The 21098-nt window shown below is 67.9% G+C and carries 13 protein-coding genes; 7 read left to right on the top strand and 6 right to left on the bottom strand.

Features of this window, described 5'->3' with window-relative positions; genetic code table 11:
- Positions 1–24 precede the first annotated feature (24 nt).
- The 3 genes from AB0J62_RS13905 to AB0J62_RS13895 all read left to right on the top strand — a co-directional run bounded on the left by AB0J62_RS13905 (position 25) and on the right by AB0J62_RS13895 (position 4599).
- Positions 25–2772 (top strand): AAA family ATPase, encoded by a 2748-nt coding sequence (locus tag AB0J62_RS13905; protein ID WP_363869055.1) that lies wholly within the window; start codon positions 25–27, stop codon positions 2770–2772.
- A 146-nt stretch (positions 2773–2918) separates the two neighbouring features.
- Entirely contained in the window at positions 2919–3668 is a 750-nt protein-coding gene (locus tag AB0J62_RS13900) for an SDR family oxidoreductase (protein ID WP_363869052.1), read from the top strand.
- 37 nt (positions 3669–3705) lie between these two features.
- Positions 3706–4599, top strand: a complete 894-nt coding sequence (locus AB0J62_RS13895; protein WP_363869049.1) for an SDR family oxidoreductase — start codon at positions 3706–3708, stop codon at positions 4597–4599.
- 33 nt (positions 4600–4632) lie between these two features.
- On the opposite strand, the gene AB0J62_RS13890 is transcribed toward AB0J62_RS13895, so the two are convergent.
- Both AB0J62_RS13890 and AB0J62_RS13885 read right to left on the bottom strand, forming a co-directional pair.
- Positions 4633–5466, bottom strand: coding sequence for an alpha/beta hydrolase (locus tag AB0J62_RS13890; protein WP_363869046.1), 834 nt, complete (start codon positions 5464–5466; stop codon positions 4633–4635).
- 76 nt (positions 5467–5542) lie between these two features.
- Complete coding sequence (locus AB0J62_RS13885) at positions 5543–5986, bottom strand: nitroreductase family deazaflavin-dependent oxidoreductase (protein ID WP_363869043.1); 444 nt, start codon at positions 5984–5986, stop codon at positions 5543–5545.
- Positions 5987–6193: 207 nt separating this feature from the next.
- Between AB0J62_RS13885 and AB0J62_RS13880 the strand changes: the two genes are divergently transcribed.
- Positions 6194–6811, top strand: coding sequence for a TetR/AcrR family transcriptional regulator (locus AB0J62_RS13880; protein ID WP_363869040.1), 618 nt, complete (start codon positions 6194–6196; stop codon positions 6809–6811).
- Between the two features lie 345 nt (positions 6812–7156).
- Here AB0J62_RS13880 and AB0J62_RS13875 read toward each other — a convergent pair whose 3' ends face one another.
- The 4 genes from AB0J62_RS13875 to AB0J62_RS13860 form a co-directional block, all read right to left on the bottom strand.
- Positions 7157–7597, bottom strand: a complete 441-nt coding sequence (locus AB0J62_RS13875) for a hypothetical protein (protein ID WP_363869037.1) — start codon at positions 7595–7597, stop codon at positions 7157–7159.
- A gap of 3 nt (positions 7598–7600) precedes the next feature.
- The gene (locus AB0J62_RS13870; protein ID WP_363869034.1) at positions 7601–8131 is read right to left on the bottom strand and encodes a hypothetical protein; all 531 of its coding nucleotides are present in this window, start codon (positions 8129–8131) and stop codon (positions 7601–7603) included.
- 405 nt (positions 8132–8536) lie between these two features.
- A complete protein-coding gene (locus AB0J62_RS13865) occupies positions 8537–10711 on the bottom strand; it encodes a S8 family serine peptidase (RefSeq protein WP_363869031.1) in 2175 nt (724 codons plus the stop codon).
- A complete protein-coding gene (locus AB0J62_RS13860) occupies positions 10708–12354 on the bottom strand; it encodes a copper resistance protein CopC (protein ID WP_363869028.1) in 1647 nt (548 codons plus the stop codon). Before AB0J62_RS13860 ends, AB0J62_RS13865 begins: the two co-directional genes overlap by 4 nt.
- A gap of 264 nt (positions 12355–12618) precedes the next feature.
- Here AB0J62_RS13860 and AB0J62_RS13855 point away from each other — a divergent pair, with 264 nt between their 5' ends.
- From AB0J62_RS13855 to AB0J62_RS13845, 3 genes are read left to right on the top strand one after another with little or no spacing between them, the layout of a single operon-like run.
- Positions 12619–17835 carry a hypothetical protein gene (locus AB0J62_RS13855; RefSeq protein WP_363869025.1) on the top strand — a complete coding sequence of 1739 codons (5217 nt, stop codon included), beginning with the start codon at positions 12619–12621 and terminating at the stop codon, positions 17833–17835.
- Positions 17832–19103: a multicopper oxidase domain-containing protein gene (locus AB0J62_RS13850; RefSeq protein WP_363869022.1), complete on the top strand. Its 1272-nt coding sequence runs from the start codon at positions 17832–17834 to the stop codon at positions 19101–19103. The genes AB0J62_RS13855 and AB0J62_RS13850 overlap by 4 nt, the downstream gene beginning before the upstream one ends.
- Positions 19104–19116: 13 nt before the next feature.
- Positions 19117–21093 (top strand): multicopper oxidase domain-containing protein, encoded by a 1977-nt coding sequence (locus tag AB0J62_RS13845; RefSeq protein ID WP_363869019.1) that lies wholly within the window; start codon positions 19117–19119, stop codon positions 21091–21093.
- Positions 21094–21098: the final 5 nt, after the last annotated feature.

Here is a 21098-nt window from a genome sequence, read left to right as displayed (position 1 = left end):
ATCGAAGGAGGCTACGTTGCCAAGATGCTGGTTGGTCGGCGCACCGAGTGCCGTCACCTCGATGAACTGCTGGACACCGTGCGAAACGGCACCAGCCGGTCGGTGCTGATCCGGGGAGACGTCGGGATCGGCAAGTCGGCGTTGCTGGAGTACCTGATGGCACAGGCGTCGGGGTGCCGGGTCGTGCGGGTGGCCGGAGTACAGGCCGAGTCTGAGCTGGCGTTCGCCGGACTGCATCAGCTGTGCGCGCCGCTGCTGGATCGCCTCGATCGGATCCCGGTGCCGCAACAGGACGCGCTCGGCACGGCGTTCGGTCTCCGCGCCGGTCCCGCGCCGGACCGCTTCCTGGTGGGTCTGGCCGTGTTGAGTCTGCTGGCTGCCGCGGCCGCGGAGCATCCGTTGATCTGCGTGGTCGATGACGCGCAGTGGCTGGACAGGATTTCGGCAGAGTCTCTGACGTTCGTGGGTCGTCGCTTGGTGGCTGAGTCGGTCGGGCTGGTGTTCGCGTCGCGTGACCCCGTCGATGAGCAGGTGTTCGCCGGGCTGCCGCAGTTGGTGCTGGACGGGCTGCGTCCGGAGGATGCGCGCGAGCTGCTCGCGGCGGTGATTCCCGGAGCGTTGGACGAGCAGGTCCGCGACCGCATCGTCGCCGAGACGCGGGGGAACCCGCTTGCTCTGATCGAGCTGCCACAGGAGGTGAGCTACGCCCAACTGGCTGGTGGTTTCGGCATGCTGGACGCCCAGAGCCTGACGGGCCGGATCGAAGACAGCTTCCGGCGCCGACTCACGCCGCTGCCGCCCGATCTGCGTCGGTTGCTCCTCGTCGCGGCCATCGAGCCGATGGGACAACCTTCACTCGTACTCCGGGCAGCCCAGCGGCTCGGTATCGCCGCCGACACGCTGGACCGGCGCGAGTTCGCAGGCCTGCTGCGGGCGGGGGAGCGGATCACGTTCCGCCATCCGCTGGTGCGCTCGGCCATCTACCGGGAGGCGACCCCGGAGGAACGGCGGGAGACACATCGTGCGCTGGCCGAGGTCACGGACCCGGCCGACGACGCCGATCGCCGGGTGTGGCACCTGGCCCACGCGGCGAGCGGCCCGGACGAAGACGTGGCCGCCGAGTTGGAGCGGTCGGCCGGCCGCGCAGGCGCGCGGGGTGGTCTTGCGGCGGCCGCCGCGTTCCTCGAGCGCGCCGCACGGCTGACGGTCGACCCTTCGCGCCGTTCTGCCCGGGCGCTGGACGCTGCACAGGCCAAGCTCCAGGCGGGTGCGTTCCCAGCGGCAGTCGACCTGCTCGCTATGGCCGAATCCGGTCCGTTGAGTGAGCTCGAGCAGGCACGGGTCGACCTCATGCGGGCCCAGTTCGCGTTCGTGACGAGTCGGGGCAAGGACGCGCCTCCGCTGCTGTTGAAGGCTGCCAAACGCCTCGAACCGATCGACATCGAGCTTTGCCGGGCGACGTACTTGGACGGGCTTACCGCTGCGATGTTCGTGGGCGCGCTGGCCAGTCCAGGAGGCGGCACGATGGATGTGGCCCGCGCAGCAGGTACGGCGCCGCAACCGCTGCATCGCTTGCGGGCGCCCGACCTCCTGCTGGACGGCCTGGCAGCGAACTTCAACGACGGGTATGCGGCCGCCGCGCCGGTGCTGCGGCAGGCTCTGGCTGTTTTCGGCAGCGATATGTCTCCCGACGAGGAACTGCGGTGGCTGTGGCTGGGGACCGAGGCCGCGTTGCATCTGTGGGACGACGAGGCGTGGCACAAGCTCTCCGCTCGGTACGTCGAGCTCGCGCGTGCTGGCGGCGCGTTGAGTGAGCTCCCGCTGGCGCTCAGCACGCGCGCGTACATGCTGCTCTTCGCCGGCGACCTGGCCGCGGCGACGTCACTGGTCGACGAGGGACATGCGGTGACCGAGGCGACGGGCAGCAGCCTGGCGCCGTACAGCGCCATGGCCCTGGCCGCGTTGTCCGGACGGCAGGACGAGGCGTCGGCCCTGATCGAGACCACGATCCGAGAAGTGACGCGCCGGGGCGAAGGCATCGGGATAGCTGTCGCGCACTGGACGAACGCGGTGCTGTGCAACGGACTCGGCAACTACCCCGAGGCCGCGACCGCCGCCGAGGAGGCACTCCGTCACCAGGAGTACCCCGATCTCCGCTATCCCGGAGTGGCGAACTGGGCCGTGACCGAGCTGATCGAGGCAGCCGTGCGCAGCGGAAGGCACGAGACCGCCGCCGAGGCGTTCGACTGGATCGCCACGATGACGGGGGCCAGTCGCACCGAGTGGGCGCTGGGGTTGGAGGCGCGGTGCCGCGCTCTGCTGACCGAGGGCGAAGACGCAGAGAAGCTGTATCAGGAGGCGATCGCGCGGCTGCGACGTACGCGGGTGCGTGGAGAGCTGGCACGGGCCACGTTGCTGTACGGGGAGTGGCTACGCCGCCGGGGGCGCCGCGTGGACGCGCGAGACCAGCTGCGCATGGCGCACGAGATGTTCAGCTCGATGGGCGCGGAGGCGTTCGCCGAGCGGGCGCGCCATGAACTGGCGTCGACAGGGGAGAAGGCGCGTAAGCGGACGGTGTCCACCAGCAGTCAGCTCACGGAGCGGGAGGTCCAGGTCACTCGGTTGGCGCGCGACGGGCTTTCCAATCCCGAGATCAGCACCCGGCTCTTCCTGAGTCCGCGCACAGTCGAGTACCACCTCGGAAACGTCTTCGCCAAGCTCGGCATCAGGTCCCGCCATGAGCTCAGCCGCTGGTCCGGGGACCTCCGGTAACTCCGGTAACCAGTCCTAGGCTGCGCCGCCGGACCCCGGGTGGAACCCCGGGTGTCCACGGGGGCCACGGGCCCTGATCTGGCGTGATGGTGAAGCCATGCGAACCGCCGCGGAGTACCGCGGCTTCCTGATCGGAGGGAATCGACATGGCCAATCCAGCTCCCAGCAACCATCCCCGGGTCGCGGTCGTCACCGGCGGGTCGGGCGGCATCGGCAGCGAGGTCTCACACCGGTTGGCCGCCGACGGGATGAGCGTGCTGGTGCACTACGCGGGCAACCCGGTCACGGCCGACGAGATCGTCAAGTCGATCTCGGATGCCGGCGGGACCGCAAGCAGCTACGGAGCCGACGTCGCCGATGAGGCGCAGGTCGCTGAGCTGTTCGACACCGCGGAGCAGTTGTACGGCGGTGTCGACGTGGTGGTGCACACCGCCGGCATCATGCTGCTGTCGCGGCTGACCGAGTTCGATCTAGAGGACCTGGACCGGATGCACCGGATCAACATCCGCGGCACGTTCGTCGTCAACCAGCAGGCCGCCCGTCGCATCCGTCAGGGCGGGGCGATCATCAACTTCTCGTCTTCGGTCGTGAAGCTCGCCTTCGAGGGCTACACCGGCTACGCGGCCACCAAGGGGGCGGTGGATGCGATGACCCTGATCCTGGCCAAGGAACTCCGTGGTCGCGATGTCACGGTGAATGCCGTAGCGCCCGGGCCGACGGCGACGCCGCTGTTCCTCGAAGGCAAGGACCAGGCCACCGTCGACAGGTTGACGAACCTCGCTCCGCTGCAGCGGCTCGGCGTACCGGGCGACATCGCCGAGGCCGTGTCGTTCCTCGCCGGACCGGCCCGTTGGGTCAACGGGCAGGTCGTCTACGTCAACGGCGGCGTCGTGTGAGGCTCGCGCCTTCCCAACCACCACCAGGAGATCAGCCATGTCCAAGAACATCATCGTCACCGGCGCGTCGAGCGGGTTCGGTGCGATGGCAGTGCGTGCCCTCGGCGACGCGGGTCACCGTGTGTACGCCGGCATGCGCAACACAGCCGGCCGCAACGCTGCCGCCGTCGGCGCGCTGGCGGAGTACGCCAAGAGTCATCCGGTCGACATCTCTGCCGTAGAGATGGACGTCACCGATCAGGAGTCGGTCGACGCCGCGGTGAAGCGGATGGTCGAGGAAAGCGGCCATCTCGACGTGATCGTGCACAACGCCGGCCACATGGTGCTCGGCCCGGCCGAGGCCTTCACCCCGGAACAGCTCGTGGAGGTGTACGACGTCAACGTGCTGTCCACCCAACGCGTCAACCGCGCGGTCCTTCCGCATCTGCGCGAGCGGGGCGACGGGTTGTTGGTCTGGGTCGGTTCGTCCAGCAGCCGCGGCGGCACTCCGCCGTACCTGGCGCCGTACTTCGCTGCCAAGGCGGCAGAGGATGCCCTTGCGGTGAGCTACGCCGCCGAGCTGGCTCGGTTCGGCATCGACACCACGATCATCGTGCCGGGTTCCTTCACGACCGGTACGAACCACTTCGCCCACGCTGGGCACGCCGCTGACGCCGAGGTAGCCGCGGCGTACGACGTCCGCTACGCCGGCCTGATGGACCAGGTCGCCGCACGTCTGGCCGAACTGGCTCCGAGCGATGCAGACCCGACTGAGGTTGCGCGTCAGATCGCCCGGGTCGTGAACCTACCGAAGGGCGAGAGGCCGTTCCGCGTGCACATCGACCCGGCCAACGACGGTGCGGAGCGGGTCAACCAACTGGGCGACCAGGTTCGCGAAGAGTTCTACCAGCGAATCGGCCTCACCGACCTGCTCAGCCCTAGCCTGCAGTGAGGTTGGTTCGGAGCTGTGCCGGTTGGGTGATTGTCACAGCAGCATTGTCCGGAGCCAAGCCGCTGTAGTGGCCAGCGTGGGCGCGCTGTCGAACTTCGTGTCCTCGTGTCCCGCGTTGGCCAGGAGCTCGAACCGGCTTCGTGCGCCGGCGTGGGTGAGTGCATGGTGGAGGGAGAGACTCTCTGAGGAGAGAACTATCCGGTCGCGGTCGCCGTGGGCGATGAGGAACGGTGGTGCCTGCGGCGATACCCGCGACAGCAGACTGAATCCGCGGGCCCGCTCGGTCAGCTCAGCCGGATCGGAGGTGCCGAGCAGGTCCGCCTCGAACCGGAACGGAATGAGTCGTGCCTCGAGCTCGCTCCGCGCCGCGGAGGACGCGAGATCCGCCGCGCCGAACCAGTGCACGACTGCCTGCACAGCACTGGACTGGTCAAGGTTGCCGCCGACCGCACCCTCCAGCGCGCTGTCGCCTTCGGACAAGGCCAGCAGGGAGCCCAGGTAGGCTCCCGCCGAACTGCCCCAGATGCCGAGCCGTTGAGTTGGGAGCCGGAGTTGGGATGCGTTGGCGCGCAGCCATCGCACGGCTCCCTTGAGATCGTGCAGCTGCTGGGGAAAAACAGCATGCGGTGCCAGCCGGTAGTTGACCGAGACAACGGTCACGCCGTACGCCGTGATCGGTGCGAGGCGCTTGGCCCCGTCCTCAGCTTTGTCGCCGTGGATCCATCCGCCGCCGTGCGCGTAGACGACGACCGGCGCGTCCGGTCGGCCGGAACGATAGACGTCGAGGTGCAGCTCAGCATCATCGACGGTCGCGTATACGAGGTCGCGCTCGACCACGACGTCGTACTCGTCTGCTCGCCCTGACATGTCGGAGCCTCCCGATTGCTCTACGGACAAAGCCACTGTCGCACCCTCGAACCGCGACTCCGACGCGGATCGGGCATCAAGCGGCGGGTGGTTCGGGCTCGAGGACGACTACCGGGATCTGGCGGTCGGTGCGGTCCTGGTAGCGCCCGTACCCGTCGTACACGGCCACGATTCTCTCCCATAGCGCCGTACGCTCCGCTCCGGTCGCGGTGCGCGCCACGAGAGCTCGCGTACCGCCGCGCAGTGTGACCTGAACGTCGGGGTTGGCGCGCAGGTTGTGGTACCACGCGGGATGCCGTTCGTCGCCGCCGAAGGATGCGACCAGGACAACCCGGCCGTCCTCCACGATCGGCGCCGCCAAGGTCGTCGTACGTCGCTGTCCCGATCGCCGCCCGACGGTCTGCAGCCCAACGATCGGCATCCCCATCGCCCGGCCGAACAGCCGGCCCTTCGATCCGAGGAACACCGCGACATGCAGTCTCGTGAAGACCTTGTAGAGCCTGTCCTTCAGTTGCGCCATGTCGATTCCTTCAGCAGTGATGGTGCCTATCGCAACTCGAAGTTGCGATGATCACCCTGCCAGGTCGGATCGCAGATCGCAACTCCGAGTTGCGATACGATGAGTCGCACACGATCGGACAACAGTCCGCCGACCGCGCTCAGCGTGAGCGCGGCGACCGGCTGACGAGGGGGCGCGGCAACGAGCTCCGGGAGACAGGGAGGCGCGATGCCGTCAGCCGAAGGTGCGCGCCCGGTCGGCCGTGGTCCGAAGGTGCGGGCCGCAGTACTCGACGCGACCCTGGCCGAGCTCGCCGAGAACGGGTACGCCGCACTCACGATCGACAACGTCGCGCGCCGTGCCGGCGTCCACAAGACGACGATCTATCGGCGCTGGCCGGACCGCGAGGCACTGGTCGGCGACGTGCTCGGCGAACACATCGCGATGGAGCTGCCGATTGCCGATACCGGCAGTCTGGCCGGCGACCTCCAGCACCTCGCGGAGGCGTTCGTCGCGTGGGTGGCGAGCCCGCCGGGCCGGATGATCTTCACCGCGATCTACAGCGACGCGGCCCGCATCCCCGGCATCGCGGAGACCCGACGTGAACTGTTCGAGTACGGCCCCCGCCGAGCCGGAGTCGTCGTCGACCGCGCCATCAAACGCGGCGAGCTCCCCGCAGACACGGACCCGGTCGCGGTCATCAGAACCCTGATCGCCCCGATCTACTTCCAACTCTCCGTCATCGGCGACCCCCCCGACAAAACCACCGCCACCCAAGCAACCCAAATCACCCTAGCCGCCGCCCAATCCGGAGTCTTCCGCGCGTCACACCGACAGCAGAGCTAGCGAATGAGCTGCGAATACTCTCTCGCTGCCTGTGCAGGAGGTTGCGTGTGCAGCCGATGGTGGAACGTAGCCACCGCCCAGTACGACTGTGTCGCCTAGTTTGGCAAACGTCTGTCCCGAGGTGTCGATCAGGACGATCGATCCGTCGCGTAGGGCGGCTGAGAATCCCGGCGGCCAGGCGACATCGATGTGACGTCCGGCTTTGTCGACGACCAGGCAGTTTGCAGCCTCGTCCACCACGAGCATCCCTTCCAATCGCGCAGCCAACCTCTTTGCCGGACGCTGCTGGACAGTCAGGCCTGGCGTCTGAAAAGCATCGCCCATCACTCCCACCCCCTGTTCTGTTCAGAATCTTCGCATTAGGAAGGTGGCTGTTCGTTGGATTTCGGTGGGGGTGGTGACGTAGGCGCGGAGGCGGCGGCTGCCGAGGTCGACTTGGTTTTGGGGGAGGGCCGCTAGGAATTCGTCGAGTGGTTCGTCTGGGATCTTTAGCTTGCGTAGGACCACGATCGGATCGAGGTCTAGCGCTAGTGCGTCGGGGTCGAGCTGGACGCGGATCAGGGGGACGTGGGTGGTTGGGGTCGGTTTGAGGTAGAAGGTCAGGCGGGAGTCAGGTCCGACGGCGACCTCGTCGAAGACGACGGCGAGATCGTTCTGTGCTGAGCGGAGGAGATCGAGTACGCCGGCTTCGGCTGCCTGCTGCTCGATCACGTCGATACCGGGTAGCGCGGCGGGCGCGGCATTGGGTTGTGGGCGGTAGTCGGAGTCCTGCCGGTTGTCGTCCATCGGTTAGTCCTTGGTGTCCGGGTCTGGTCCGGGGACAAGAATCGCGGCCGCCCGCCAGACGACGTACCGGCGGGACGGACGCAGCGAGCGGCGACGGACCTGCAGCTCCATACCGACCCGCCAAGCGAGCGGCTGCGCAGTCGGACCGAGGTTCGGTAGCGGGATCAGCGTCTCGTCGCGGACTGTCTCCGCCGGTTCGATCATCCGGTGGCCGGTGAACAGCTCGGCCGCGTGACCGTCGGGTGGCGGTACCTGGTGCCAGTTCGGCGGTGAGCCGAGGACTGCCCCTGAGGCGGGCAGGAAGCTCAGCTTCTGGATCACCGCCGGTTTCGCCAGCAGCAGCTCGGAACCGCCCGCGTTCTTCACCACGGCCGCGACCTGGATGAGCTCGCGGTCGCGAAGCCGGAGTCGGTGCAGCTCGATCGAGAAGTCGGCCCGCGCGAAGAAACCGCGGCCCTTCGCGAATCGGTAGTAGGCCCACACCCCGGCGACCAGCAGCGCGATCGCCTGGACCGAGGTGCCGATGATCTGCACGACCGTCCCGGCGTCGCCGAGCGTCAGCGCGACCGCGATCGTTGCGATGACACCCTCCCCAGGCCGATCCCCCGCTCATCTTGCCTGCTGCGAGCACCCGCCGACAAGCACTCGCAGTGCTCGCCGATTCGTTGCCGTTGACACGGAGGGTGCGGATGCCGAGCACGATCCGGCTGACGCGCAGGACCAGTTCCCGGATTGGCGGTCGCATCGCACAGCCGGACCAGACCCGGGCCGGCAGTTCCCGGATCGAGAACGGTTTCGGTGGGGTCTACTCCTTGCTCAAGGCAACGGACCCGCGAGCTCCGCGAGCTCCGCGAGTTCCGCGACGTACGCGACGTACGCGAGGTCGGCGAGGTGCGCGAGGTGCGCGAGGTCCGAGGACGTTCCGGGGCACCGGGAGCGTCAGCGGATTAGCAAGGTTGCCGTTGTTTGGTGGGTTAGGGAGCCGCTGGTGGCGGTTAGCTTGATGGTGAAGGTGCCTCGCGTGGTGGTGGATGTTGTGCGGATCTTCAGCGTGGCAGCGCCAGAAGTGGTTACTGGGTTGCCGGTCCAGCTGGTTGTCACGTTCGATGGGAGGCCGGACGCGCTCAACGTGACGGCGCCCGTGAAGCCATCTGTCGGCGTGATGTTTGGGGTGTACGTCGCGGTCTGGCCACGAGTGACTGTGATCGACGCTGGGCTGATAGCCACCGCGAAGTCCGGCCGATTCACGACCAGGCTCACGCTGACCTGGTGACTGAGCGAACCACTCGTGCTGGTCACGGTCAGGACGTAGGTACCAGCCGCCGCCGATGTCGACGTGGTGATGCTCAGTTGCGCGCTTCCACCAGCGTGTACGACGGCCGGGCCCAGGGCCGCGCTTCCGACAGCTGCCGGAAGACCGCTGACGGCCAACGACACATCACCTGCGAACCCGTTCGTAGGGCTGACCGTCAAGGCATAGGCGGTAGAACCACCGGCGTTGACGACCCGGCTGCCGGGAGATGCCGTGAGCCCGTAATCCGGCGGCGGTACGACGGTAAGCGAAGCCGCGGCACTATGGCTAAAAGCCCCGCTCGACCCGGTGATGGAAAGCGCTGTCGTACCCGGGGTTGTCGGCCCGGTAACCGTGAGGATGGACGTGCCGGACCCACCAGACACCACCGCCGGATCGAAGCTCCCAGCGAGACCGCTGACCGACAGCGCCACGTCCCCGGTGAACCCGCCGCTCCCGGACACCGTCACCGTATAGCTCGCCGTGCCACCAGGCGGCGCACTGGCAGCCGCCGGCGTGACGGTGATCCCGAAGTCAGGTGTACTCCGGAGCCAGTTGTACGACGCCAGCACGTCAAGTCGACCCGACCCGTAGTCGTTGTCCGGACCCGGCGTACCCAGATCGACCGCGCCTGCTTGCAGCGCGTCCCGTTGCCGATCAGGCGTCATCCCCGGTGATGCTTGGAGAAGGAGGGCCAGCGCCCCGGCAACGTGTGGCGCGGCCAACGAAGTCCCGGAGACGTCGAGGTACCCGCCGTACAAATCTGTCGTCCGGATATCTGTGCCTGGGGCAACGAGCTGCGGATAGGTTCCCTGCGTACATCCGGACGGTCCGCGGCTGCTGTACGGATCGATCAGCGAGTTGTCGTCGACCGAGCCGACGGCCAGAGCCTCGGGATTGTTCGCCGGACTGGCTGATGTGCCCGCGGTCGGGCCGTAGTTGCCAGCGGCAAAGACGGGAAGGATACCGGCCGTGCGGAGGTTACGCAGATCCGGCTGGAACTCCAGGCTGCAGCTGCCCGCGCTCATCGTCCACGAGTTGTTCACGACGTTCGGTGCATCCGCTGTCGCGGGGTTGCCGTCCGGGTCGAGCAGCCACTGGTAGCCGAGGTGGATCGCCGTCGACGAGGCCTGCCCGCGGTCGTTGAAGATCTTCACCGCGATCCACCGCGCGTCCGGCGCGACGCCGATCGACGTACCGCCGCCGTCGCCGCCGACCATCACTCCCATCGTCTGGGTGCCGTGCCCGGCCAGGTCGACCGGAGTACTGCGATGCTGGCCGTTCGGGTCGTACCAGCTGTTGGACCCACCGCGCCAGCGGGCGGCAAGCTCGGGATGGCTGATGTCGACGCCGGTGTCCATCGATGCCACGACCATGCCCTGGCCGCGGTAGCCGAGGTCCCACAGCGCCGGAGCGTTCACCTGGGCCACGTTCGGCTCGATGCCGCCGGCAACCTCCGTGGCCGGCGCCTGGATCGTCGTACTCGGCCGGACCTCGCGGACATCAGGACGGCGCGCCAGCTCGGCGGCCACACTGGCGCGGACGTGCGCGCCGATCGCGTTGACGATCCACAACGGTACGATCGACGTGGCCTTTCGGGTCGCCAGCAGAGCGCGGGCACCGCGCTGGGTCGCGTCGGCATGATCCCGCAACGCCTTCTCCAGTTGACGAAGCCGCTCCCGCCGGTCCGGTGTGGTGATCGTTGGGGCCGCCTGCGATTTCATCACGACGATGACATCGACGAACGGATCAGGCGCCGGTGCGGCGAGAGTCGTCCCCGACAGTCCGATCGAAGCGGCAACTGCGGCTACCAGAGACCTCATCGTCTACCTCCATGTCCCCGAACGAGCCACCAGGCACAAACCACGACCCCGAGTTCGAGCACCAACAACGCCGCGACGTCGACGTACGGCGCCAACCGTGGCCCTGCCGCCGACCGCACCGCCGGCGACGACACCTGCCAGTCGATGGGTACGGCGTACTCCTGCCCGCCCCGATGCAGTACTGCGACCATCCGCACGGCTCCGGCGGATCCGGCCTGGTAGGTGGCGAAGTACCGCGTGCCGGTCAAATGCTGCAGGCCGACGGTCTCGCCACCGATCCGGAGGTCGACACTGTCGAGCGGCGCTGGCGCCGGTCGGCGAGTGCTGTCGGCCAGGACCGTCAGCCAGTTCACCCCAGGCTGATTCGGAGTCGCCGACACCGTGACAACCAAGTCGCTGACGAAGCCGCTCCGGGTCACCTCGGGCTCGACGCCGGAGGACCCGGAGGACCCAGAGGACACCGTAGAAGGCGGCGCTTGACCGATCAGTGCGGCGACGGCGATCAACAAGACCGCACCGACGCTGCTCTCGGCGGCGATGGTGCGTCGCGAGACCGAACGTCGGCGCAGACGCCACGCGTTGACCAGTCCCAGAACGCCCATGCCCACCAGCAGCGCTGTCTTCGCGATGAGTAAACGCCCGTACGACGCCGTCACGAGCGACCGGGGAGTGGCTACCTCGCGGCCCGCGCTGTAGAGCCCGGACGCGACCAGGAGCAGGACACTTCCGGCGGCCAGGACCGAGAACGGACCGCGGAGTTGCCGCGCCAGTTCCGCACGCGGAGCCCGCCAGAACACGACGAGGAGGGCCGGCACCGCACCTAGCCAGAGCAGCCCGGCGAGCGCGTGCACCGCGCCCGCAACGAGCGCGAAGATCCGGCCCGACGGCAGTGCGGCCGCGTGGCTGCTGGTTGCCTCCAACCATCCGAGCGCGCCAAGCGGAATCAAAACGACCACCGACGCGACACGTCCCGCGAGCACAAGGCCGACCAACAAACACAGGGCTGCCAGCGCGATCAGCTGCAATCCTGAGTGATGGATGACCAGGGCAACAACCGCGGAGGCGAGTGACGTGACCAGAAGTCGTTGTCGTGCGGCCAACGAGACCGGATCCGACGGGGCGCGAAGCACGAAGACAACTAGCGCGAGCGGTCCCACCACTCCGGCTAGGGCAAGCAACCACAGCCATCGCTGGACCAAACCACCCGGACCACCGGAGCCGACCGCCACCAAAGTTCCGGCATGACCGATCGAGAACGTGACTGTCCCACTGGTCGTATGACCGTCCCGAGCTGCAACGGCCTCCCAGAGCAGGCCGTACGACCCGTCGGTCAGCCTCGGCAGTTCGATCGCGAGCGCTCGCCGATCACCGGAGTCGCGGACGGCTTGAGTTCCCCGCATCGCCGTACCGCGTTCGTCGACCAGTCGCGCCGTACTGCGGGTTGAATCGACGTCGCCGCTGAACCACAGCCGGGCCAGGCCGGGAGACTCTGCGAGTACGGCGCCGTCGGCCGGGTCGGAGCGGACCAACTCGGTATGGGCGGACGCGACCGACGGCAGCGCGCAGAGCAGGAGCACGCTGACCAGCATCAGCACACAGCGATGCCGCACGGGCTTCCCCTCCCCGTCGGCGCTGTGCGCCATCAAGGGACACCCGACGCCGACAGCCCGACGCTCCCGACGATAAGGACGGCGGCGGGCGAGCGGCCCGGTTCATGACGCGACGGTCATTTCATGACCGGACCGTCATCTCGGCCAACGGGACCGGATGACCGCGAAATGACCTGCGGATGACAGAGCCGTCATGGAGCCCACGGGTCCGGCCGGAACGGCGAATGATCACCCACAGATATTCAGGCGCCAGGCGGCGGCCTTTGCCGAGGTTGTGCCGCCGGGAGGGTGGTTCCGATGTCTGCAGCTCCGACGCGGTCGTTCCGCAGGGTGCAACGTACCCGGGCGGTGGTGGCCCGGGTCGCCGTGCTCGGCCTGATCGCTGCCGGCCTCGCAGGCGTGGCGATGACCAGGTCCGCGCCGAAGGCAGAGGCCGCCGCGGCCTGCCCGTCGGGCGGCTGCTCGGTCACGATCGACGCGCGCGACTTCCCGACCGGCAACCCGTTGGCGAACTTCAACTACATCGTCAACGTGGACAACACCAAGCTGCCGAGTGATCCGAAGGCGCTCAACACCGAGAGCAACAGCCCGATCATCCGGGAGGGCGACCAGACCCGGAAGACGGTCACGCTGCCGGCCGGCCGGTACCTGATCTCGGTCCGCTCGCTCGACCACAAGATGTGGGGCAAGTACATCAACCTGCCCGCCGACGCCGCCGCGGACGGCTCGCTGACCGCGCGCGTCGACCTGACCGTGCAGAGCGCCGAACACCCGCTGCCGCTGGGAAAGATCCGGGTGTTCGTTTTCGACGACACCTCGTGGACCAACGGTGCGCCGGATACCGAAGAAGCCGGGTTGAGCGGCTTCCAGGTCGGCCTCGAGGAGCAGACCCACAGCGCGGTCACCGTCGACTACAACAACAACCCGTTGTGCGGCGGGCTCTGCCTGACCAACGGGGACGGCTTCAACCAGATCGACAATCTCGGGCCGGCGACGTACTACATCGACGTCCATCCGCCGGACCGGCCGTGCAACAGTGACCCGAACAGCCGCTGGTACCAGACGACCACGATCGACGGCGGTCTGCAGTTGCTGGCGCCGACCGAAGAAGGTGCCGACGGCACCGGTGCGCCCGGCGAGCAGTTGTGGGAGCCGCCAACGGCTCGAACCGCGTACTGGTTCGGGTTCGTCTGCGCGCCGCGGCCGTTCGCGACCACAGGGACCGGCGAGATCACCGGTACGGCGCGGAACTGGCAGGGCTGGCCCCCGTTCGACCAGCTGACTCTCGGCGAGCCGGTGGAGAACCCGTTCGTGGCGCTGAGCGACAGCAGCACCGACCAGACCGTGTACATCGGCCAGGGTGACGGCAACGGGAACTTCGATATCCAGAACGTGCCACCGGGCAGCTACAACTTGTCGATCTGGGACGAACAGCTGAGTTACATCATGCGGATCCTCCCGGTCGACGTCACGGCGAACCAGACCGTCGCGGTCGAAGACCCCGACCCGGTCCACCCGGACGAGCACGGCGTCGGTGTGTCGCGCTGGTTCGGCTGGCTGGACGGTCATGTCTACAAGGACCTGAACGGCAACCAGCTCAGGGATCCCGGCGAGCCCGGGATCGGCAACACCGACATGGACCAGCGCTGGCGGGACGGCTCGATCAAGGAAGCCACGACCACGGACCCGAGTGGCTACTACCAGTACCCGACCGCGGAAGGCGGCCCGCTCGGCCGCTGGATCATCAACGAGCAGGGCTTCGCGCGCTTCGGCGTCAGTGGCGCCTCCGTGCACGACGAGTACGATCCGAGCGTCGTCACGCCGATCCCGACCGATCTCGGCGGCGCGCTGCTCACCAACCAGTTGCTGACCGAAGGGCATCGAGCCACGGTCGACTGGGGCAAGACCGACTACCCGGCCGGTACGCCGGGGCAGATCGTCGGAATCACCTACTTCTCCACGACGCGCAACGAGTTCGACGCCAAGATGCAGGCGCACGAGGACTACGAACCCGCGATCCCCGACGTCACGGTCTACCTCGAGACGCTCGGGCCCGACGGCCTCCCGAACACGGCCGACGACGTGATCGTGAACAAGTACGTCACCGATCACTGGGTCCAGCCCAGCGGTACGCCGCCGACCGATCCGGCGACGTACGCGGACGGCTGCGCGGTGCGCGACGCAACCGGCGCGGACATCAGCTCGCAGCTCAACCCGACCATCGGGCCGAACTGCCTGGAGGTTCCGATCACCGGTGCGCAGACCAAGGACGGCGCCTTCGACGGTGGGTACGCGTTCGCGGATTACTGCCCGAACGGCTACGACCTGACCGCGGACAACGGCACCTGCGCCGGCAACACCCAGCCGGTCGCGCTGACCGCCGGCACCTACATCACCCACGTCGTGATGCCGAAGGATTCCACCGATACGCGGGAGTGCAACCCGGCCGATGCTTCCCAGCGCGTCACCCATCTGAAGGGCACCACGATCCCCGGCGACGGCACCGGCTGCCTGTACCGGCCGGTCCGCGAGGAGGACGTGAACGTTGACCTCGGCAACAACTTCACGCCGGCCATCCCGCCGCCACCGTGCGTCGGCGACGACCATGTGATCGACAAGTCCACGCTGACCACACGCAGCAACTACTTCCCGATCACCGGAGCGCACGCGCCGTTGTGTGACAAGAAGCTCGTCGTGCTGCAGAACAGCCAGAACGCCAACGCCGACTTCAACCTGATGACGAACTTCCGCACCGACCCCAACGGCGTGGACCCGGCCGACACTCGCACGGGTGACGTCGCCGAGCCCGGCCGGCTGGTCGGCCAGGTGTTCAACGACATCTACTTCGAGCGGGACCCGAACTCGCCCTGGTACGGCGAACCGCGGCCGATCGGCAACATCCCGGTCGGGATCTACGCCCGCGTCGACACCGCGGGCCCCGGTGGCAACGTGAACCTGCCGTACGACGCGAACAACTGGCGGTTGCTGACCACCGTGACGACCAGCCCGGATGGCTCGTTCGAGGCTCTGGTTCCATCGACGGAGACGCTGAACTGCCCCATCCCGCAAGGCCCGTGTCCGGGGATGTACTTGGTCAAGGTCGACGACCCCGGCTCGAAGGCCGCCCCGAACGCCGGCTACAACCCGAACTTGCTGACGGCAACGACTCCGGCCGAGGCCTGGCCTGGCCTGAGCACCCAGCTCGACCTGCCGCTGGACCCGATCTCGGGCACCGGCTGCGAGGATCCCGCCGTACCGGCGCGACCCGAGCTGCTGCAGGTCGACACCCCGGTCCGGACGGCCGGACAGGTGATGACCATCCAGGCAGACTTCATCGGGGCACAAGGTAGTGCCACCGGCGCAACCGGCGTCCGCGCGACGCTGACCGACGACCGGACCGGCACGTCCGTGACGCTGACCCGTGCCAACGGCGGCATCGTCAGCTGGACCCCAGGTACCTCGGGGACCACCGGCGCGCCCGATCGGGTGCAGATCCGGATGCCGGCGTTCAGCACCACCTTCCGGCCCGGCCCCAAGGAGCTGACGCTGATCACCTCCGACGCCAACGGGGGAGTGCCGACCGTCAACGGCATCACCGTCCACGTCACCGGCTCCTCCGGAGGCATCAACTACAACCCGAACGTCGTGAACGTCGCCGCCCCGACACTCGCCGGTCACGAACTGCAGACGGCCATCGACGCCGCCCCTGCTCGCAGCCTGCTGGTGCTGAAGCCCGGCACGTACAACGAGAACGTGCTGGTCTGGAAGCCGCTGAAGATCCAGGGTGTCGGCCCCGGCGGCATCATCGGCGCCCACGAGGCGCAGGCCCGCGACCCGGAGGACCCGCGGTTCCACGTCCTCGGCTCAGTGGTCGACGGCCGCTACTTCCAGCAGAACGCGACGGCGTACGACGCCACGATCGCGGCCCACGGTCCGTACGCCGACTCGGGGCACCCGGTACTGCGGGGCGCCGACGTCACGGTGGTAGCCCAGACCGCGACGGCGTACGACCTCACCGGCACGACGACCGCGGTGAACCAGACCGAGTTCAACCGGTCCCGCGTGGACGGGGTCGCGCTGATGACCGGTGGCTCAGGTGAAGGTGCCGGCGGCATCCAGTTGCAGGCGTCGATCAACAACGAGCAGCTGACCAACAACGTCCTGGAGAACAACGCCGGCGTCGTTGCCGGCGGCATCGGGATCGGGCAGCCGTACGACCACGCCAGCCACAACTACCAGGTGAAGGTCGCGAACAACCGCCTGCTCGGCAACGGCGGCCTCACCCAGGCCGGTGGTCTCGGTATCTTCTACGGCTCGAACAACTACGAGGTGACCGGCAACATCGTCTGCTCGAACTTCAGCGTCAACTACGGTGCGGGCATCTCCCACATCGGGCTGAGCCCGAACGGGAACATCCACGACAACCAGATCTACTACAACGACTCGGTCGACTCCGGTGCGGGCGTCGCGCTCGAGTCCGAGCTGCCGGTCGCCGGTGGATCGCTCGGCGACGGCACCGGCGCGGTGTCGCTGGACCGGAACCTGATCCAGAGCAACTACTCCGGTGACGACGGCGGCGGCCTGTTCGTGCTCGACGCGCTCAACGCCGCGGTCAATGTCCGCGACAACCAGATCGTCGACAACGGCTCGGCGGATATCGGCGGCGCGATGATGCTCGACGACTCGTCGAACGTGCGGATCATCAACAACACCGTCGCCAACAACGTGTCCACGGCATCGTCGGAGAACTCGGCGATCGGCGTACCGCACTCGGCCGGGCTCGCTGCCGAGGGCAACGATCCGCTCTGGCAGAGCGATCCGCGCTACGTCGCCCAGTACCCGACTGCCTCGACCAGGCCGGACTTCTCCCGGCCGGTGGCCCAGTTCAACGACATCTTCTGGAACAACACCGCCTTCACCCTCGACAGCTTCGGACCGGGCGCGGCGCTGGTGAACCAGGGCGTCATCGACTTCGAGGTGCACGGTACGGCGAACACCGCCGACACGTTCATCCCGCGGTACTCCGATCTCAGCAACGGCCAGATCCTCGGCCCGAACGGCGTCCAGCACGCGGTACCAGGTGCCCAGGGCAACATCGTGGGCTCCGACCCCGCGTTCGTCACCCCGTTCACGCTCGAGCTGACCGTGTCGGGTTCACGGGCCGATCCGCAGACCGCCGCGGTCACGATCACCGGCGCGGATCCGCCGGTGGGTCTGACCGGGAACTACCACCTGCAGACCACCAGCCCGGTCGTGGATCGTGGTGTCCGCTGCTCGAACACCGCCTCTCCGACTCCGCTCACAGCGCTCAACCCGTGCGCCGCGACCGCGGTCCAGGCGCCGACGTTGACGCCGGCGTTGGGCGGCCTGGGTGACTACGACGGCCAGTACCGTCCGCAGCTGCGTACGCTCCGGCTCCTCACGCCGTGGGACCTGGGCGCGGACGAGCTGCCGGGCGTCCCGGTGGTCCTCGCATCACCACTACTACCCACCACCCTCGGGAGCTCGCGATGAACTCGCAGCCGGCCGGCGTCGGACGCCGGGACTTCCTGAAGGCCACCGGCCTGGGCGCGCTGGGCGCCCTCGCCGTCGGCGGCGTCGGCGCCGGCCTGGTCCGCGGGACCGGCGCTGCCGTCGCGGCCACCACGACGCTGGCCCTGGCTGCCACGGACGGCTACATCACCGTGCCCGGCCGGGAGGACGACCCGCTCTACATCTTCGGGTTCATCCCGGTCAGCCCGACGGCGACGGTCGATCAACTCGTCGCGCAGTACAAGGGGCATGCCCGGACCAGCGCGCCGACGCTGGATGTGAAGCAGAACGACGACATCAAGATCACCTTGACCAACCTCGGCCTGGTCCAGCGGCCCGACCTGGTCGACTCGCACACCGTGCACTGGCACGGCTTCGACATCCCGTCGCCGCTCAACGACGGCGTACCCGAGGTGTCGGTCGCCGTGCCGATCGGGAAGCAGCTGACCTACTTCTACCGCCCGCACCGCGAAGGCACGTACATGTACCACTGCCACTTCGAGGATGTCGAGCACGTGCAGATGGGGATGACGGGCATCGTCTTCGTCCGCCCGCTGCAGGACGGTACGACGCTCGGCGGGTTCTCCCAGTTCGCGTACAACGACGGCGACGGGTCGACCGGCTACCACCGGCACTTCGCGATCCTGCTCAACGAGTTCTGGGCGGAGTTCCACGACGGCGACCGGGACATCCAGGAGTCGATCCCGACCGACTACGACCCGGAGTGGTTCGTGCTGAACGGCCGCTGCTATCCGCAGACGACGCTGCCGAACGACGACCCGTCGCTGCCGGCCGCGTTGCGGATCGCGACGCCCAACCCGAACTACGACGACGCCCCCGACTACAGCCTGCCGAACTCGGCGCTGGTCCAGGTCAACCCCGGCGATCGCGTCCTGTTGCGGCTGGCGAACCTGGGCTACCAGCAGCACGCGATGCAGCTGCCCGGGATCCCGATGCACGTCATCGGCCAGGATGCGTCGCTGTTGCGTACGACGGCGTACTGGACGAACACGCTCTACATCGGACCCGGTGAGGCGCGTGACGTGCTGTTCGACGCACCGGCGTACTCGGCGCTCCGGCCGTCGGGGACCGATGGCCGCGGCAACTACAACGTCTACTACTTCAAGAACCGGGACTGGCGCAGGTTGTCCAGCCTCGGTGCTCCCGGCCCGAGCGGAATGATGACCGAGGTACGGGTGTACCAGAACCCGTTGCCGGCGCAGACCGTCGTGAGTCAGACCTATGTCTGAGCAGGAGGCGACGATGAGCACATCGCAACGGATCCGCCGGTCGCTGGCCGGTCTCGCGCTCGCTGCCGGCGCGCTCGTACCACTCGCGTCGCTGGACGCGAGCGCCCAGTCGGAGGCGGTGCCGCCGACCGGCATGATCTGTTCGACCGGAACTGTGGCTGGTACGACACGGACGTTCGACCTGGTCGCGTCCGCCGGCACGATCGATACGCCGGACGGCAACAGCGTCTTCATGTGGAGCTACTCACCGGCCGGCGGTCACTTCCAGAGCCCGGGGCCGGTGCTGTGCGCGACCCAGGGCCAGACCGTGGTCGTCACGCTGCACAATAATTTGCCTGAGGCAACATCCATTGTGTTCCCGGGCCAGGACGCGACGGTCGCGGCCAGCGGCGGCAGCCCCGGTCTGCTGACCACCGAGGCGGCGCCGGGCGGTGACGTCAGCTACACCTTCACGGCCGGACAGCCCGGAACGTACCTCTACGAGAGCGGATCGGACATCGCCAAGCAGGTCGAGATGGGCCTGGCCGGCGCGCTGATCGTCCGGCCGGCCCTCGGCGACGCCTACGCGTACGGCGATGCCTCGACCCAGTTCGCGCCCGCCCGCGAGTACCTGTTGCTGCTCAGCGACATCGACTCCGACCTGCATCACGCGGTCGAGGTCGGCGCGACGTACGACGTCAACGCGCTGCGGAACCGGTACTTCGCGATCAACGGCCGCGAGTTCCCCGACACGATCCAGGACAACGGATCTGCCCTGCTGCCGAACCAGCCGTACGGCGCCTTGGTCCGGCTCCAACCGAACACCGCGGCCGACAATCGCCCGGCACTGATCCGGATGATCAACGTCGGCGCGGTGAACCACCCGTTCCACCCGCACGGCAACCACACCAAGCAGATCGCCCAGGACGGCCGGCTGGTCGCGTCCACCGAGCACTTCGGCGAGACGATCGGCGCAGGTCAGACGGAGGACTTCCTGCTGCGCTGGGACGACGCCGACAACTGGAGTCCGACCGCGAACCCGCTGCCGGTCGCGCAGCCCAACTACCGCAACGTGTTCTTCAAGGACGGCAACACCTGGTACAGCGGTTCGCCGTACCTCGGCTACAAGGGCACGCTGCCGGTCGGTACGACGTCACAGAACGCGTGCGGTGAGTGGTACTTCCCGCTGCACAGCCACGCATTGAACGAATTCACCAACTACGACCAGGGCTTCGGCGGTATGGGCACCTTGCTCCGAGTCGATCCCGCTGGAGGCTGTTTCGGCTCGCCGACCACGTCCTCGCTACTCGGTGGCACGCTGAAGTCCGGGTCGGTCGCCTCGCTCGGTCAATCCGACGACGTGTACTACCAGATCAACCCCAAGACGACGTCGCGTCCGACCGCGACGACAGCCGGACAGACCTCCATCACAGTCGCCTCGGCCGCCGGTTTCCCCACCACCGGCTCGTACTTCGTGCGCATCGACAACGAAGTCCTGCAGGTCACCGGCGGTCAAGGCACCACCACCTGGACGGTCGCACGCGGCCAGCTCGGCAGCTCCGGAGCTACTCACGCCAGCGGCGCGGTCGTCACCGCGCTCGCCACGGACTGGTACGGCGGATTCGGCGGCGTACCCGCCGGAAGCACGAACCTCAAGGTGATCTACGAGGGCCGCAACTGCGGTGTCACCACCGGTACGACCTGCCCGGCGATCACGACGAATCTGCCGCAACAGACGGTCAAGATCTGCAACTGGTCATTGGGTTGTAGTACGGCGACTTCGCCAGGCTGGACCACGTTGACGGGACCGCCGACCCAGCCGCAGGGTGTCGGCTCGACGGACGTCAGCTCCACCTGGACAGTCCCGGGATCGCCCAGCGCCTACATCGGCACCGGCTCGTACGCCGGCCAGATCCGGGTGCTCGTCCACACCCAGCGTTACACCGCACCCGCCCCGGCCACCTTCGCCACCTGGGGTGACCTGATGAAGATCGTGTACGACGCGCCATGACCGGG

Origin of the sequence: Kribbella sp. NPDC049584 (genome assembly GCF_040675555.1) — a bacterium.
Lineage (GTDB): Bacteria > Actinomycetota > Actinomycetes > Propionibacteriales > Kribbellaceae > Kribbella.
Note: the sequence above shows the minus strand (reverse complement) of the source record. Positions and strands in the feature narration are given on the sequence as shown.

Coding starts and splice junctions, on each gene's coding strand:
- AB0J62_RS13905 (WP_363869055.1), top strand. CDS start 25: ATGCTGGTTGGTCGGCGCACCGAGTGCCGTCACCTCGATGAACTGCTG.
- AB0J62_RS13900 (WP_363869052.1), top strand. CDS start 2,919: ATGGCCAATCCAGCTCCCAGCAACCATCCCCGGGTCGCGGTCGTCACC.
- AB0J62_RS13895 (WP_363869049.1), top strand. CDS start 3,706: ATGTCCAAGAACATCATCGTCACCGGCGCGTCGAGCGGGTTCGGTGCG.
- AB0J62_RS13890 (WP_363869046.1), bottom strand. CDS start 5,466: ATGTCAGGGCGAGCAGACGAGTACGACGTCGTGGTCGAGCGCGACCTC.
- AB0J62_RS13885 (WP_363869043.1), bottom strand. CDS start 5,986: ATGGCGCAACTGAAGGACAGGCTCTACAAGGTCTTCACGAGACTGCAT.
- AB0J62_RS13880 (WP_363869040.1), top strand. CDS start 6,194: ATGCCGTCAGCCGAAGGTGCGCGCCCGGTCGGCCGTGGTCCGAAGGTG.
- AB0J62_RS13875 (WP_363869037.1), bottom strand. CDS start 7,597: ATGGACGACAACCGGCAGGACTCCGACTACCGCCCACAACCCAATGCC.
- AB0J62_RS13865 (WP_363869031.1), bottom strand. CDS start 10,711: ATGAGGTCTCTGGTAGCCGCAGTTGCCGCTTCGATCGGACTGTCGGGG.
- AB0J62_RS13860 (WP_363869028.1), bottom strand. CDS start 12,354: ATGGCGCACAGCGCCGACGGGGAGGGGAAGCCCGTGCGGCATCGCTGT.
- AB0J62_RS13855 (WP_363869025.1), top strand. CDS start 12,619: ATGTCTGCAGCTCCGACGCGGTCGTTCCGCAGGGTGCAACGTACCCGG.
- AB0J62_RS13850 (WP_363869022.1), top strand. CDS start 17,832: ATGAACTCGCAGCCGGCCGGCGTCGGACGCCGGGACTTCCTGAAGGCC.
- AB0J62_RS13845 (WP_363869019.1), top strand. CDS start 19,117: ATGAGCACATCGCAACGGATCCGCCGGTCGCTGGCCGGTCTCGCGCTC.